The 14,330-nt window shown below is 73.3% G+C and carries 13 protein-coding genes and 1 tRNA gene; 4 read left to right on the plus strand and 10 right to left on the minus strand.

The window, feature by feature from the left end; genetic code table 11:
* Positions 1–30: 30 nt before the first annotated feature.
* Together KKR89_RS00120 and KKR89_RS00125 are read left to right on the plus strand one after the other, a co-directional pair.
* Complete coding sequence (locus tag KKR89_RS00120) at positions 31–195, plus strand: hypothetical protein (protein ID WP_208197322.1); 165 nt, start codon at positions 31–33, stop codon at positions 193–195.
* Positions 192–815, plus strand: a complete 624-nt coding sequence (locus KKR89_RS00125) for an aminodeoxychorismate/anthranilate synthase component II (RefSeq protein ID WP_208196697.1) — start codon at positions 192–194, stop codon at positions 813–815. Before KKR89_RS00120 ends, KKR89_RS00125 begins: the two co-directional genes overlap by 4 nt.
* An 80-nt stretch (positions 816–895) precedes the next feature.
* On the opposite strand, the gene pknB is transcribed toward KKR89_RS00125, so the two are convergent.
* From pknB to KKR89_RS00160, 7 genes are read right to left on the minus strand one after another with little or no spacing between them, the layout of a single operon-like run.
* Positions 896–2,905: a Stk1 family PASTA domain-containing Ser/Thr kinase gene (gene pknB / locus KKR89_RS00130; RefSeq protein ID WP_208196698.1), complete on the minus strand. Its 2,010-nt coding sequence runs from the start codon at positions 2,903–2,905 to the stop codon at positions 896–898.
* Entirely contained in the window at positions 2,905–4,248 is a 1,344-nt protein-coding gene (locus KKR89_RS00135; RefSeq protein WP_208196699.1) for a serine/threonine-protein kinase, read from the minus strand. Before KKR89_RS00135 ends, pknB begins: the two co-directional genes overlap by 1 nt.
* Positions 4,245–5,696, minus strand: coding sequence for a peptidoglycan D,D-transpeptidase FtsI family protein (locus tag KKR89_RS00140; RefSeq protein ID WP_208196700.1), 1,452 nt, complete (start codon positions 5,694–5,696; stop codon positions 4,245–4,247). The genes KKR89_RS00135 and KKR89_RS00140 overlap by 4 nt, the downstream gene beginning before the upstream one ends.
* Positions 5,693–7,342 (minus strand): FtsW/RodA/SpoVE family cell cycle protein, encoded by a 1,650-nt coding sequence (locus KKR89_RS00145; protein WP_243882971.1) that lies wholly within the window; start codon positions 7,340–7,342, stop codon positions 5,693–5,695. The genes KKR89_RS00140 and KKR89_RS00145 overlap by 4 nt, the downstream gene beginning before the upstream one ends.
* A complete protein-coding gene (locus tag KKR89_RS00150) occupies positions 7,342–8,817 on the minus strand; it encodes a Stp1/IreP family PP2C-type Ser/Thr phosphatase (RefSeq protein ID WP_208196701.1) in 1,476 nt (491 codons plus the stop codon). The genes KKR89_RS00145 and KKR89_RS00150 overlap by 1 nt, the downstream gene beginning before the upstream one ends.
* A 4-nt stretch (positions 8,818–8,821) precedes the next feature.
* Entirely contained in the window at positions 8,822–9,328 is a 507-nt protein-coding gene (locus KKR89_RS00155; protein WP_208196702.1) for an FHA domain-containing protein FhaB/FipA, read from the minus strand.
* A gap of 9 nt (positions 9,329–9,337) precedes the next feature.
* The gene (locus KKR89_RS00160; protein ID WP_191783144.1) at positions 9,338–10,045 is read right to left on the minus strand and encodes an FhaA domain-containing protein; all 708 of its coding nucleotides are present in this window, start codon (positions 10,043–10,045) and stop codon (positions 9,338–9,340) included.
* A gap of 339 nt (positions 10,046–10,384) precedes the next feature.
* On the opposite strand from KKR89_RS00160, the gene KKR89_RS00165 reads away from it, so the two are divergent.
* A tRNA-Leu gene (locus KKR89_RS00165) sits at positions 10,385–10,467 on the plus strand.
* 590 nt (positions 10,468–11,057) lie between these two features.
* Here the strand turns inward: KKR89_RS00165 and KKR89_RS00170 are convergent.
* Positions 11,058–11,423: a hypothetical protein gene (locus KKR89_RS00170; RefSeq protein WP_208196703.1), complete on the minus strand. Its 366-nt coding sequence runs from the start codon at positions 11,421–11,423 to the stop codon at positions 11,058–11,060.
* Entirely contained in the window at positions 11,423–11,770 is a 348-nt protein-coding gene (locus tag KKR89_RS00175; protein ID WP_208196704.1) for a hypothetical protein, read from the minus strand. Before KKR89_RS00175 ends, KKR89_RS00170 begins: the two co-directional genes overlap by 1 nt.
* A 268-nt stretch (positions 11,771–12,038) precedes the next feature.
* On the opposite strand from KKR89_RS00175, the gene KKR89_RS00180 reads away from it, so the two are divergent.
* Positions 12,039–13,310, plus strand: a complete 1,272-nt coding sequence (locus tag KKR89_RS00180; RefSeq protein ID WP_208196705.1) for an ATP-grasp domain-containing protein — start codon at positions 12,039–12,041, stop codon at positions 13,308–13,310.
* Between the two features lie 92 nt (positions 13,311–13,402).
* On the opposite strand, the gene KKR89_RS00185 is transcribed toward KKR89_RS00180, so the two are convergent.
* On the minus strand, positions 13,403–14,290 hold the full coding sequence (locus KKR89_RS00185) for a hypothetical protein (RefSeq protein WP_208196706.1): 888 nt from the start codon (positions 14,288–14,290) through the stop codon (positions 13,403–13,405).
* Positions 14,291–14,330: the final 40 nt, after the last annotated feature.

Genomic DNA, 14,330 nt, shown 5'->3' on the forward strand with positions numbered 1-14,330 from the left:
CCGGGCTGGGCGGACGACGACGGGAGGCTCATGATGTACGGATGGTTGTGGCGGCACCTGCCGGGCCCGACGCTCGTGCGCCTGCTGATCTCGGCCCTGCTCGCCGCGGGTGTCCTCGTGGCGTGCTTCCTGTGGGTGTACCCGGCGATCGCGCCGTTCATGCCCTTCAACGAGACCACGGTGGGTGAGGGATGACGCGGATCCTCGTCGTCGACAACTACGACTCGTTCGTCTACACGATCGTCGGCTACCTCGACCAGCTCGGGGCCAAGACGGAGGTGGTGCGCAACGACGCCGTGCCGCCGCCGGCCGAGCGCGCCGGGTACGACGGCGTCCTCGTGTCGCCCGGCCCCGGTACGCCGGCCGACGCGGGCGCGAGCATCCAGGTCATCCGGGACTGCGCCGCCGCCGGGACGCCGATGCTGGGCGTGTGCCTGGGCCACCAGGCGCTCGGCGAGGTGTTCGGCGGCACCGTGACGCACGCACCCGAGCTCATGCACGGCAAGACGAGCCCCGTCGAGCACGACGGCCAGGGCGTCCTCGACGGCCTGCCGACGCCCTTCACGGCGACGCGCTACCACTCGCTGGCCGTCGTCGACGGCACGTTCTCCGACGAGCTGGTCGTCACCGCGCGCACCAACGGCATCATCATGGGCCTGCAGCACCGCGACCTGCCGCTGCACGGCGTGCAGTTCCACCCCGAGTCCGTGCTCACCGAGGGCGGTCACCGTCTGCTGGCCAACTGGCTGCAGGTGTGCGGCGCGACGGACGCCGTCGAGCGGTCGCAGGGGCTGCACCCGCTCGTCCGCCTCTGACGGCAGCCGGGTCCGCGACCCGACGTACGAACGCCCCCGGCCGACCGGCCGGGGGCGTTCGTCGCGAGGGGCCGGGCCCGTCAGTCGTCCCTGCCGTTGTTCCCGGACGGGGGTGCCGACACCGACGGCGTCGGGCTGCTGCCGCCGCCCGCCGCGCGCGCGACGCGCAGCTTGACCTGCTGCTCCTTGGCGATCTGGGTGCCACCGCTGGGGTCGGACGACACGACGGTGCCGGGCGGGTCGTCGGACTGCACGTCCTCCCGCACGACGTTCGTCAGCCCGACCGCGGCCAGGGCCGCGACCGCCTGCTCGTAGGACATGCCGCGCAGGTTCGACGGCACGGTGGCGGTGCTCGCGGGCTCCGCGACGCCGAGGTTGATCGTGGTGCCCTGCGGCACGATGTCGCCCTCGGCGCGGTCCTGCGAGACCACGTTGCCCTCGGGCTCCGTGGACTCGACGCCCGTGGAGTTCACGCGCAGGCCGACGGCGGCGAGCTCCTCGGTCGCGACCTCGATGTTCTTGCCCGTGACGTTGGGGACCACGACGGTGCCGGACGCGACGAAGAGGGTGACGGTGGATCCGGCCTCGACGGCCGAGTCGGCGGCGGGCTCCGTCTTCGTGACGTGCCCCTTCGCGATCGTCGGGTGATCCTCGTACTGGCGCGTCGGTGACACCGTGAGTCCCGCGTCCTCGAGGATCTGGACGGCGTCGGCCTCGGTCTTGTCGGTGACGTTCGGGACCGTCACCTCAGCCGGGCCGGTCGAGATGTAGACGGTGACCTCGGTCTCCTGGTCCACCGGCGTGCCCTCGGGCGGGTCGGTGCGGATCACGAGCCCCGCCTCGAGGTCGCTGGCCTCCTGCGCCGGTGTCGGGAGCAGGTCCGCCCCCCGGATGCGGTCGAACGCCTCGTCCTGCGGGAGCCCGGCGACCGCGGGCACGTCGACCGTCGTCGCGACCTCCGCGTCGTTGCCCTGCATGAGCGCGAAGACGATGCCGCCGACGGCGAGCAGGGCGACAACCGCGAGCACCCAGATGAGCCAGGGCCGCTTCTTCTCCTCCTCGTCCTCCGGCAGCTGCGGGTCGGTCGAGGTCGCCAGACCCGTCGCACCCCAGGGCGCGGTCGCGGGCGGCATGGCCTGCGTCGTCGCGACCGGCGGGGCCATGATCTGCGTGGTGTCGCCCGACGGGACGGCGGCCAGGGCGGCGCCGACCGTGGGGGCGTTGACCTGCCCGCCGCGCAGCACGGCCTCGAGGTCCGCGCGGAACTCCGCCGCGGTCGAGTACCGGGCGTCGCGGTCCTTGGCCAGCGCCTTGAGCGTGATGCGGTCGAGCGTCTCGGGCAGGTCGGAGGCGATCGAGCTGGGGACGGGCGGGATCTCCCGGACGTGCTGGTACGCGACCGCGACGGGGGAGTCGCCGACGAACGGCGGGCGGCCCGTGAGCAGCTCGAACAGCAGGCAGCCGGTGGAGTACAGGTCGGAGCGCGTGTCGACCTGCTCGCCGCGGGCCTGCTCGGGGGACAGGTACTGCGCCGTGCCGATGACCGCCTGGGTCTGCGTCATGGTCGCGGCCGAGTCGGCCACGGCCCGCGCGATGCCGAAGTCCATGACCTTGACCGCGCCCGTGGGCGTGATCATGACGTTCGCGGGCTTGATGTCGCGGTGCACGATCCCGGCGTGGTGCGAGTACTCGAGCGCCGAGAGCACACCTGCCGTGATCTCGATGCCCTCGTCGATGGGCACGGCGTGGCCGTCGCGCAGGATGTCCCGCACGGTGTGGCCCTCGACGTACTCCATGACGATGAACGGCACGTGCGCGACGTTGCCCGACGGCTCGGTGAACACGTCCTCGCCGGTGTCGTACACGGCGACGATGGCGGGGTGGTTGAGGGCGGCCGCCGACTGCGCCTCGCGGCGGAACCGCGCCTGGAAGGAGGGGTCGCGGGCCAGGTCCGAGCGCAGGATCTTGATGGCGACGGTGCGTCCCAGGCGCGTGTCGTGCCCGATGTGCACCTCGGCCATGCCGCCGCGGCCGATGAGCTCGCCGACCTGGTACCTGCCGGCGAGGATGCGCGATCCGTCGTCCACCACTAGGAGTCCTTCACTTCCGTCGGTCGCGGACCCGCGGCGCGTGCCGGGGCTCCGTCTGCCGCCGGGACGGACGTGCCGTCCCGGGTCGGTTCTGCGGCGATCATCCCACCTGGTGGGCCGCCATGAGGGTACTCGGCGGCCAGCAGGCCGACGGTGGAACCATCCGGGCCGGAGCCCAGGAGCCTGTCGGCGAGCGCCGCGCCCAGGAGGGCGACGAGCACCAGCACGAGCGCGACGAGCGGCAGCCGCAGGCGCCGCACCCACGCGACGGCGGCGGTCAGTGCACCGTCCGACACGCGCTCGGCGGGCATCACGTGGCGGTTGCGGCGCGTGCCCTGGTCGACCGCGGGGCGGCCGGCGCGTTCGCGCCGCGACGGCGGGTACGACGGCGGCGCGCCGGGGCCCGCCGGTGCGGCGGCCGGTGCCGACGCGTCCGGCGAGGTCCGGGTCGCGGTGGCGGTGCGTCGCTCCTCGCGGGCGCGGGTCGGCTTGGAGACCAGCACCGCGACACCGGACGGGGGTGTCTGCGGCATGAGCCGGTCGAGCAGGCCCGCGAGCTCCTCGCCGGACGCGGGACGCTCCGTCGGCTCCTTGGACAGCAGCCGCAGCACCAGGGCGGCGAGTTTCTTGTCGACCGAGGAGGGCAGGGGCGGCACCGGGTCGTTGACGTGCGCGACCGCGATGTCGACGGCCGTCGGGCCGGTGAAGGGCCGCTTGCCGGCCAGACCCTCGTAGGCGACGACGCCGAGCGAGTACAGGTCGGACAGCGGCGTCGCGGGGCGTCCGACGGCCTGCTCGGGCGAGAGGTACTGCGCCGTTCCCATGACCATGCCGGTCGCGGTCATCGTCTTCTGGTCGGCGGCGAGCGAGACGCCGAAGTCCGTAATCTTCACCTTGCCCGAGCGTGCGATGAGGATGTTGCCCGGCTTGACGTCGCGGTGCACGACCCCGGCCAGGTGGGCCGCGTGCAGGCCGCGGGCCGTCTGGGCGAGCATCGGCAACAGGCGCCGCGGGGGCAGCACCGGCTCGCGCTCGAGCAGGTCGGACAGCGGCTCGCCAACGACGAGCTCCATGACGAGGTACGCCGAGCCCTCCTGCTCGCCGTAGTCGAACAGGGCAGCGATGTGCGGGTGGTGCAGGGCGGCGGAATTGCGCGCCTCGGTGCGGAACCGCTCGAGGAACCCGACGTCGCCGGCGAACTCGTCGCGCAGCACCTTCACGGCGACCGCACGGGCGAGGGCGTCGTCGTTCGCCTCCCACACCTCGCCCATGCCGCCGACGGCGATACGGCGCAGCAGGCGGTAGCGGCCACCGCCCAGCGCGACACCCGGTGCGGTCCTCATGAGCCGAGCACCGCCTGGATCACGGCACGGGCGATGGGCGCGGCGATCGCGCCGCCGGTCGCCTCGTTGCCCAGGTTGCCGCCGTTCTCGACGATCACCGCGACCGCCACGCGGGGAGCCTCGGCCGGTGCGAACGCCGTGAACCACGCGTGGGGCGGCTCGCCCTCGACGGTCTGGGCCGTGCCGGTCTTGCCCGCGACCTGCACGCCGTCGATGCGGGCTGCGCGTCCGGTGCCGGACTCGACCACACCCACCATCATCTGCGTCAGGGCGCTCGCCGTGCCGGACGACACGGCGTTGGAGAGCACCTCGGGCCGCGTCTGCGACACGACGGTGAGGTCGGCGGCGCGCACGGTCTCGACGAGGTACGGCGTCATAAGGCGTCCGCCGTTCGCGATCGCGGACGCGACCATCGCCATCTGCAGCGGTGACGCCTGCACGTCGCGCTGCCCGATCGCGGACTGCGCGAGCATGGCCGGGTCGAGCCCGGTGGGGAACACCGACTCGACGACGGGCATCGGGACGGTCTGCTCGGGGTCGAAGAACCCGAAGCGCTCCGACTGCTCGCGCAGCGCGTCCTCGCCGAGGGTGAGGCCGAGGCTCGCGAACGCGGTGTTGCAGGAGATGCGCAGCGCCTCGGTCAGCGTGATCTCCTCGCCGCCGCAGCTGCTGCCGCCGAAGTTGCCGATCGTCGCGCTCGTCTGCGGCAGGGTCAGCTGCGTGGGGGACGGCACGAGGCTGTCGGCCGTGTACGACCCCGACTCGAGCGCCGCCGCGGCCGTCACCAGCTTGAACGTCGAGCCGGGCGCGTAGCGCTCCTGCGTCGCGTTGGACCGCAGCGGGTTGCCGGGCGCCTCCGCGAGGGCCCGGTACGCCGCGGCGGCCTCGCTCGTGGAGTGCACCGCGAGCTGGTTCGGGTCGAAGCCCGGCGTGGAGACCATGGCGAGGATCCGGCCGGTGGAGGGCTCGATCGCGACGACGGCGCCGTTCTGGTCCCCCAGCCCGTCGCGCGCCGCCTGCTGCGCCGCCGGCAGCACGGTCGTCTCGACGGCCGCGCCCTCGGGTCGCTTGCCCGTGAGCAGGTCGCGGATGCGCGTGAAGAACAGCTGGTCGGAGCGCCCGGTGAGCTGGTCGTTCTCGTACTTCTCGAGCTCGCTGCGACCGTTGGCGATCGAGTAGAAGCCCGTCACAGCCGAGTAGAGCTCGCCGTGCGAGTAGGTCCGCTGGTACCCGAACGGGTCGTCGACGGGGACGGACGCGGCGATGGCCTCACCGCCCGCCACGATCGGGCCGCGCGCGTTGCCGTGCTCGCGGTACAGGGTGCGCACGTTGCGCCCGTCGGTGTTCAGCGACTCGGCCTGGAAGAACTGCACCCACGTGGCCGAGGCCATGAGGGCCACGAACATGACGAGCGTGATGGTCGCGAGGCGACGCAGGGGGGTGTTCATCGTGCCTCGCCTCCCTGTCGGTCGTCCGGTCTGCCGGTGCGTCGCGGGCGGGGTGCCTGCTCGTCCCTGGTCGCGGCGTCCGCCGCCATGTGCTCGGTCGGGCTGTCGTCAGGCGCAGGGCCGTCCCCCGTGTCGAGGGACGTCGTGGCCGTCGACGTGCGGACCGGTGCGTCGCCGACCACCACCGGTGTGCCGGCAGCGGGCGTGCCCGTGCGTCCGGTGCTGCGTCCCGTGCCCGCGGGTCGGGAGCGGCCCGGGGGCGAGAGCGGGACGCCGATGTCCGGCGTCGCGACCGCGCGCACCGCGGGGACCGGACGGCGCGCCTCGTCCGAGATCCGCAGCAGCAGGGCGGCGATGATCCAGTTGGCGACCAGCGACGACCCGCCGTACGCGAGGAACGGCGTCGTCAGGCCCGTCAGCGGGATCAGACGCGTCACGCCCCCGACGACGACGAACAGCTGGAACGCCATGACGAACGACAGACCGCCCGCGAGCAGCTTGCCGAAGCCGTCGCGCACGCCGATCGCGGTCCGCAGGCCGCGGGACACCAGGATCGTGTAGAGCAGCAGGATCGCGAGCAGGCCCGTCAGGCCGAGCTCCTCGCCGAGGGCCGCGATGATGAAGTCCGAGTACGCGAACGGCACGAGGTCGGGACGGCCCTGGCCCAGGCCGGTGCCGAACAGGCCTCCGCTGGCCATGCCGAACAGGCCCGCGACGAGCTGCCCCGAGCCGCCCGGCGACCGGTTGTAGATGTCGCTGTCCAGCGCGTGGAGCCACACGTCGAACCGTGCGCCGACGTGCCCGAACGTCGCGGCCGCGGCAGCGGCACCGCCGACGAACAGCACGAGACCGATGACGATCCACGACGTGCGCTCGGTCGCCAGGTACAGCACGGCGACGAACAGCCCGAAGAACAGGAGCGACGTGCCGAGGTCCCGCTGCAGGACGAGGACCACGAGGGACGCCGCCCACACCAGGATGATCGGCCCGAGGTCGCGCGCCCGTGGCAGCTGCAGGCCCAGGACGCGCTTGCCGGCGAGGGCCAGCGTGTCACGGTGCGTCACGAGGTAGCCGGCGAAGAACACGGCCAGCGCGATCTTCGCGAACTCGGCGGGCTGCATGCCGACCGGCCCGACGCGCACCCAGATGCGTGCGCCGTTGATGGTCTGACCGAGCCCGGGGACCAGCGGCAGGAGGATGAGCACGAGACCCGTGACCATCGCCGTGTAGGTGTAGCGACGCAGCGTGCGGTGGTCGCGCAGGACCCACAGGACCGCGATCGCCAGGGCCACGGAGATCGCCGTCCACGCGAGCTGCCGGTCCGCGATGTCCGCCTCGGACCGGCCGCGCTCCGCGTACGCGATGGAGATGCGGTAGATCATCGCGAGCCCGATGCCGTTGAGGGCGACGACGACCGGCAGGATCACCGGGTCGGCCCAGGGCGCGCGCAGGCGCAGCACCAGGTGCACCGCGAAGGCGAGCACCGTGGTGCCGGCCGCGTACGCGATGACGTGCGGCGGCACGGTCCCCGTCGCGCCGAGCCCCGCGAGCACGTAGCCGGCGATGCCGATGCCGAGCGCGGGGACGAGCAGCAGCAGCTCGGTCCCTCGCCCGGGCCGGACCCGGTGCGGCTGGACGCTGGCCATCACGACGCGTGCGTCATCGCCGGCGTGCCGTGGGTCGGCGCACCGGCGATCGGCTCGGGCTCGTCCGCGGCCGCCATCACGAGGGCGACGAGCTGTGCGGGCAGGTTCACGCCGGCCGCCGCGGCGGTGGGCGCCGGCGACGCGGTGGGCGAGGGGGTGGGGACGGCCGACTTCGTCGGCTCGGGGTCGACCGCGCCGTCGGCGAGCATCTCGACCAGGCGACGCGCCTCGTCGAGCGAGCCCGCGGAGATGGTCTGCTCGACGCGTTCGCGCAGGTAGCCGGGGAGGTCCTCGACCTCGACGTCGGACGTCTCGACGATCGACGCCAGGTCCACCGGGCCGAGGGACTGCGCGATGCCACGGTAGATCGCGACGGTGCCGTCGGGCGCACCGACGAAGTACTGCGTCTGCGTCCACACGTACCCGCCGGTGAGGGCGGCGACCAGCGCGACGCCCACGGCGACCCACGTCAGCGCGAGCCCGCGGCGGCGGGGCGACGGCTCGAGCGGCTCGTCCTCGTCCGTCGGGGCCGGGGCGTCGGCGGGTGGCGCGGGGGGCGCATCGCCCGGCTCGTCGTCCTCGCCCGCCTCGTCCTGGGTGGTGCCGGAGCCGGACCGGGCCTTGCGCGAGAGCCATGCCGCCCGGGCCGCGGGCCCGTCCGCGGCGGCCGAGGGGCGGTTGCGGCTCACGGCCGCGGCCCCGACGACGGCGCTGGCGGTCGACGGCATCGCGCCGTCCGCGAGGGTGTCGAGCTCCACCACGTCAGCGATGACGACCGTGACGTTGTCCGGTCCGCCGGCGCGCAGCGCGAGCTGCACCAGCCGGTCCGCGCACGCGTCGACGTCCTCGATGTCGGCGAGCGTCTCCGCGATCGTCTCCGCCGAGACGTACCCCGACAGGCCGTCGGAGCACAGCAGCCACCGGTCGCCCGGCCGCGCCTCGCGGACCGACAGGTCCGCCGTCACGTCGCTGTCGAAGTCCCCGAGGACGCGCATGACGACCGACCGCTGCGGGTGGTGCTCGGCCTCCTCGGGCGTGATGCGGCCCGTGTCGACCAGGTGCTGCACGAACGTGTGGTCCGTCGTCACCTGGGTGAGCGTGCCCTCGCGGAACAGGTACCCGCGCGAGTCGCCGAGGTGGACCATCGCGAGCTTGTTGCCGGCACGCAGGATCGCGGTGACGGTCGTCCCCATGCCGGCGAGGTCGGGCTCGGCGTCGCTGCGCGCGATGATCTCGGAGCGGGCGTCGTCCAGCGCGGTCTCGAGCTCGTCGAGCGCGTCGTCGGGGCCGTGCGACTCGCCGTCGAGCGGCGCGAGCGCGGCCACGGCGACGGACGAGGCGACGTCGCCTCCCGCGTGCCCGCCCATGCCGTCGGCGACGACGAGCAGGTGGGGTCCCGCGTAGGCGGAGTCCTGGTTGTCCGAGCGGACGAGGCCGACGTCGGAGCGCGCGGCGTAGCGGAGGGCGACCGTCACGGCACTACCTCTGCAGCTCGAGCAGGCTCTGACCGATCCGCACCGCGGTTCCGGTGGGGACGGGCGTGGGCTGCTCGACCCGCTGCTCGCCGACGAACGTGCCGTTCGTCGAGCCCAGGTCCTCGACGAACCACTGCTCGCCCTGCGGGAAGATGCGGGCGTGGCGGGACGACGAGTAGTCGTCGTCGAGGACGAGCGTGCAGCTGGGCGCGCGGCCGACCAGGACCGCGGACGACCCGAGCGGGAGCGTGGTGCCACGCAGCGGGCCCTCGGTCACGACGAGCCGCGTGGGGCCGCCGGCGCCGCGCGGGCGGCGAGGCGCGCGGGGCGTCGCCTCGCCGGCGGGCACGGGTGCGTCGGCCGCGGGCGTGCCCTTGCCGGGCGTACGGCGGCGGTCGATGATCCGCGTGCCGTACAGGTCACGGCGCAGCACGGTGATCGCCGACAGGACCAGGAACCACAGCACCGCGAGGTATCCCAGCCGCAGCAGGGTGATCGTGAGCTCACTCATGCCGCGGCATCACTCGTCCACGTCCGCGTCGCCGCCCGTCCAGAACAGGATCCGGGTGCGGCCGATGGTCAGGGTGTTGCCGTCGAGCAGCGTCGCCGCGGGCACCTGGTGCCCTTCGACGAACACGCCGTTGGTCGACCCCATGTCGCTGGCCACGACGCCGTCGGGCGTGACGCGGATCTCCAGGTGGCGCCGCGAGACGCCGGGGTCGTCGACGATGATGTCGGCCTCCGAGCCGCGGCCGATGACCGTGACCGGGCCCGTGAGGATGTAGCGCTGGCCGTCGATGTCGATCAGCGGGTGCCGCGGGCTCGGCGCCGCGTTGGTCGCCGGTGCCACCGCGCCGCGGACGGTCGCGCTGTGCACCGCGAACCGGCCGGCGTCCTGCTCCGTGTTCTCCGAGAAGGAGACGGTGACGGGGCCGACGAACGCGTAGTGCTGGCTGGACGCGTGCTCGGTGACGTTGGCGGCGAGCTCCTCCGCGAGGGCCTCCGCGCCCCACGCCTCGACCTGGTCGTAGTCGGGGGTGGACAGCTCGATGGTGAACTCGTTGGGCACGACGGTGCGGTCGCGGCCGACGACGGCGGCGCGGTCGTCGAGCTCGCGACGCAGGGCGTCGGCGAGCTCGATGGGCTTGACCTCGCTACGGAAGGCGCGAGCGAACGCGTTGTTGACGACGCGTTCCACGCCGTTCTCGAACTTGTCGAGGAATCCCACGTCCACCTCCTCCCGCATCGGGCGGGCCGGGTGGCCCGTCCCTGTGCTCGTCGGCTCGTGCGACGCGGTGCGACGACGGTCCGGCTCGATGGTATCCGTGCGACGGGCTGGACGGGTGCCCATGGGGGTGATCGGTGCACGTGGCGCGCGTGCGAGGGGTCTGTGGACGGGTCGATGCGGGGGTCGCGCGGCGGTGCCGAGTGTTGTGGTCACATGTGCGCCGGCTCCGCCATGAAGTGGTCGGGTGCGTGACCACTTCACGGGGAGGAGGGCTCGTGGAGGTCCGCTGTGCCGGCGGTTCGGTGGCGAGGGCTCCGCCGTGCTAACGTTCTGCGGCGCGCGCGAGTGGCGGAACGGCAGACGCGCTGGCTTCAGGTGCCAGTGTCCGAAAGGGCGTGCGGGTTCAAATCCCGCCTCGCGCACAGTGGGGTGGTTCCGGAAGGAACCGCTCAGGTGGTAACGAAACTCCCGGTCAGGGTTCTCTGACCGGGAGTTTCGTGGTTCTGGGGGTGCGTGGGGGTGGCTTCGAGGCGCTCGATCGGGCGCTGAGGGGCCGGTCTGGGGGCAGGTTGATGCCGACGGGGTGGTTCGGCGTGCGGACCGGCCGGTTACCGGGCGATCGAGACTCGAGGTTCAGGCGCCTAACCGCGGTACGGGCGGCGCCGGCCTCTTGTCAGAGGTGTGACGGTCGAGCGGTTCGGTTGACCCTTGCTCGCCGAGCTCACGCCGACCGGCGCCATCAGCTCGGACGGCACCTTCCTCGGCACCACCTGCGGAGACACGGTCACCACCGAGCCGTGTCTGCTCCAGGTCCCGCGGTGCGCCGCGCGGCTCCACCTACCCGAAGCGCTCGGTCACCGAAGCCCAGGGGAGGGCGTCCCCGTGCTGCCGGTAGCTCGATGATCATCGGAATCTCTGCACTGCGGTGCGGTGAGGCCCCGTCGGCTGAAGACGCGCGATGGAAGTGCCCCGGATGCAGCCCGACATCTGTGGTGGAGCCGTCCGACCGCCGCTATGCCGGCTCTGCTTCCATCAGGCCCGCTGCCGTCGTCGCCGGGGTCAGCGGCACGGCCCTCTTCGCCCACCCCAGCGCGAGAAGTGATCCGTCGGCGGGCACCGGCTGCGTTCTCGCGAGGGCAGCAAGGACCTCGGCTACCAGCCGGTCGTCTCCCTCGACCCCGAGACCGCCGGGGATGGTCAACAGCTCGACGAGAGCTGTCTCGTCCCCGTCGCGGACGACGAGCTGTCCGAGCGTGTCGACTGCACCCTCCTCGGCGGAGTAGGTGCTGGACGGCCACAGGCGCTGCATGTCGTCGATCACGCGCGGCCTGTCGAAGTCCCAGTCGTCGTCCGAGCACGCCAGCATCACGTCGGCCATCAGGACCCTCCGTTCACCTTCCGGACGTAGCCGCGCAGGCCGTGAGCCGCCATGCGCGACTCGACGAACACCGCGACGCTGCTGTTCGTCGTCACCTCGACGACCCCGGCATCCTCGGCGAGCTCGTCCGCCGCCGCCTGCGTGCGCAGCAGCTGGCGGTCCGGCTTCGCGACGGAGCCATCACGAATCCTGGGACGAAGGGCGGCTGGGTCGTACCACGTCTGCGCTTCTGCGGTGATGTGCTTGTACTCGCCGAGTGCACCACACGTGCTGGTGCAGCCGTCGGCATGGACTTCCTTGCCGTCGCCGATCTGACTGCGGCGCTCGTTGTGACCGTAGACGGCCACCCGGCCATCCTGCGCGCGACACGGTCGCGTACGCTCCTGCTCGTTGGTGCGTGTCCGGGATGTGGTGATCGTCCCGGTCCGCCGCTCCGGCAGGTGAGCTGGCTGCAGGTGACGCGCGCGTCGCCTCCGGCAGCGGCCGTGCCACGACCAGGGGGTTCGAGGTCCATGGCGTACGTCGTCACTTCCCCTGTCGAGCCGGCGACGACCGGGCCGGCCGCACGCCTCACATGCGCGCTGCAGCTGCCGGTGCCGTCGTCGGGGGGCAGCGGTGCGTGACGCGTCGGCCGGGTCGTCGGACGCACGCCCGCGCGTCGTCGTGCTCCACTCGCGCCAGCCCCTCACCACGAACCCGGCCGAGGCGTTCCCGCCCGACCGGTTCGAGGTCGTCGTCCTCACCGACGCCGACCCCGCGACCGTGTTCCGCGAGGACGTCGAGGCGTCGGTCGAGCAGGTCGTGCACGCCGGACGCGACGAGTGGGAGTCGATCGTGCGGTCCGCGCCCGGCGCGGAGGTCGTCAGCAACGACGAGTACTGCCTCGTCGAGTGCGCACGGCTGCGGGCGGCGACGGGCCTGCCGGCGCGTCACCCCGCGCACCTGGACGGGTATCGCGACAAGGTGCTCATGAAGCGCCGACTCGAGGCCGCAGGCGTCCCGGTCCCCCGGTACCTGGCCTTCGAGCCGGCCGTCACGTCCTCCCGCGCCCTCGCGGACTGCGTCGTCGCGACCGTCGGGCTGCCCGCCGTCGTGAAACCGCGTCGGGAGGCGAACTCGCGCGGCGTCGAGGTGCTGTCCGACGTCGAAGCCGTCCTCGGGTGGCTGGTCCGGCATGACGGTGAGACGGGCTGGCAGGTCGACGAGTTCGTGGACGGGCCCCTCGGCCACGTCAACGCGCTCGTGCGCCAGGGTGACGTCCGCCCCGTCCAGGCGGGGCGCTACCTGGGGCCGCTGCTCGGGTTCGAGCGCGGCCGGGTGCTGGGTGGGTGGACGCTGCCGGCCGACTCCCCGCAGGCCGTGGTGGCGCACGAGCTGAACGAGCGCGTCGTCCGGGCACTCGGGGCGGACGGCGACTTCGTGGTCCACACGGAGTTCGCGACGACGCCCGACGGCCGGCTCGTCGTGCTGGAGACCGCCGCGCGCGCTCCCGGCGCCGCCGTCTCCGAGCTCGCACGCGTGCACGCCGGCGTCCAGCTCGAGGTGGCGCACCTGCGGCTCCAGGCAGGGCTGCCCGTCGCGGAGCCGGACCGCACCAGCGGGCGCCACGCCGCCTGGCTGTGGCTGCCGGTGCTGCCGGGTCAGCGCTGGGCCGGCACCCCCGAGGTCGTCGCAGGCCTCGGGAGCGACGTCGAGGTGCACGTGTTCCGGGCGGGACGCGACGGCAACGTCGGCACGGACGTCCGGCTCGGTGCCGCGGTCCTCGTCACCCGCACCGACCCCGGGGAGCTCGCGCACGACGTCGACGTCCTGCGCCGCGCGCCGTGGTTCCGCACGGCGGACGCGCCGGGTGGGCTCTTGAGCGCGCGAGCTGCCCCGGGCCTGTGAGACGAAGGACAGGACCGCGCTGACGACCGTGGGTGACCAGTCCCCAGCGCGCGTCGGGCTCCGTTCGCGCACGACGCCTGGTGAGGCCCCGCTCAGCCCACCGTGAGCCGCGTCCCCGGGACCTCGCTGCGGATGATCGCGACGAGCGCCTCGGCCGTGACGTCATCGTCCTCGTACGTCTCGTGGTGGCAGACCGACAGCTGGGGCCGCAGGGAGTCGTCGGCCAACGAGAGGTCGACCTCGTGGTCGATCGGCACGGGCAGGCGGAGCATCGCCTCGAGCACCGGCAGGTTCTCGTCCCACGCGGCGACGACGCGGGCCGTCCACACGGCGTCGCTGACCTTGCGCGAGCCGTTGTCGCTGCGGCGGTAGCCCATCGGGTCGGGCTCGCGCTCGATGGTGGCGTCGTAGCTGATCTCGGCGTGCACGCCCTCGGTGCCGCTCGCGCCGCCGACCGCGACGCAGAGCGACGAGTCGCGCCACCGCCCCTCGGCGCGCTGCAGCAGGGACTCCCACCAGCGTGCGGCGAGGCGCGCGGTGGCGAGCGCCGTGTCGCGGGGGACGTCGCTGATGGTGAACGTGCCGTCGGCGGCGTCCAGGCCGATCGTCTGCGTGGGCAGGGCCGCGTACAGGTCGTCGTGCGCCGCGAGCAGCAGGTCGAGCGCCGGCAGCGCGTCGTCGGGCAGCGTGAAGGTCGTGCAGGGGGAGGTGTCGTCGTCGGTCGCGTGCACGGACAGGTCCACCGCCCAGCGCTCGTCACCGGCGCGCACGACGTCGACGACCTCGGCGAGCAGCGCCGAGGCGCGGGACCGGTCGCCGACCGCCCGGACGAGGTACGTCAGGTCGACGCCCTTCGAGGGCTCGATCAGCCGGATCTGCGTACCCGTCGGCAGGGTCGACCGCAGGACCTCGACGCGCTTCTGGGCCGCCTCGCGGTCGAGGGGCTCGGTGTCGTGGCTCGTGAAGCTCCGCGGTGCCATGTGGCGACGGTACGGGGCCCGGCGCCGCTCATCTCCCGCC

The sequence above is a fragment of the Cellulomonas dongxiuzhuiae genome, assembly GCF_018623035.1.
Classification (GTDB): Bacteria; Actinomycetota; Actinomycetes; order Actinomycetales; family Cellulomonadaceae; genus Cellulomonas; species Cellulomonas dongxiuzhuiae.

Bases quoted from the DNA above. Each gene is read 5' to 3' on its own strand.
- KKR89_RS00140 (WP_208196700.1), bottom strand. From the start codon at position 5,696: ATGAACACCCCCCTGCGTCGCCTCGCGACCATCACGCTCGTCATGTTC.
- KKR89_RS00135 (WP_208196699.1), bottom strand. From the start codon at position 4,248: ATGAGGACCGCACCGGGTGTCGCGCTGGGCGGTGGCCGCTACCGCCTG.
- KKR89_RS00125 (WP_208196697.1), top strand. From the start codon at position 192: ATGACGCGGATCCTCGTCGTCGACAACTACGACTCGTTCGTCTACACG.
- KKR89_RS00145 (WP_243882971.1), bottom strand. From the start codon at position 7,342: ATGGCCAGCGTCCAGCCGCACCGGGTCCGGCCCGGGCGAGGGACCGAG.
- KKR89_RS00185 (WP_208196706.1), bottom strand. From the start codon at position 14,290: ATGGCACCGCGGAGCTTCACGAGCCACGACACCGAGCCCCTCGACCGC.
- KKR89_RS00120 (WP_208197322.1), top strand. From the start codon at position 31: ATGATGTACGGATGGTTGTGGCGGCACCTGCCGGGCCCGACGCTCGTG.
- KKR89_RS00155 (WP_208196702.1), bottom strand. From the start codon at position 9,328: ATGAGTGAGCTCACGATCACCCTGCTGCGGCTGGGATACCTCGCGGTG.
- KKR89_RS00170 (WP_208196703.1), bottom strand. From the start codon at position 11,423: ATGGCCGACGTGATGCTGGCGTGCTCGGACGACGACTGGGACTTCGAC.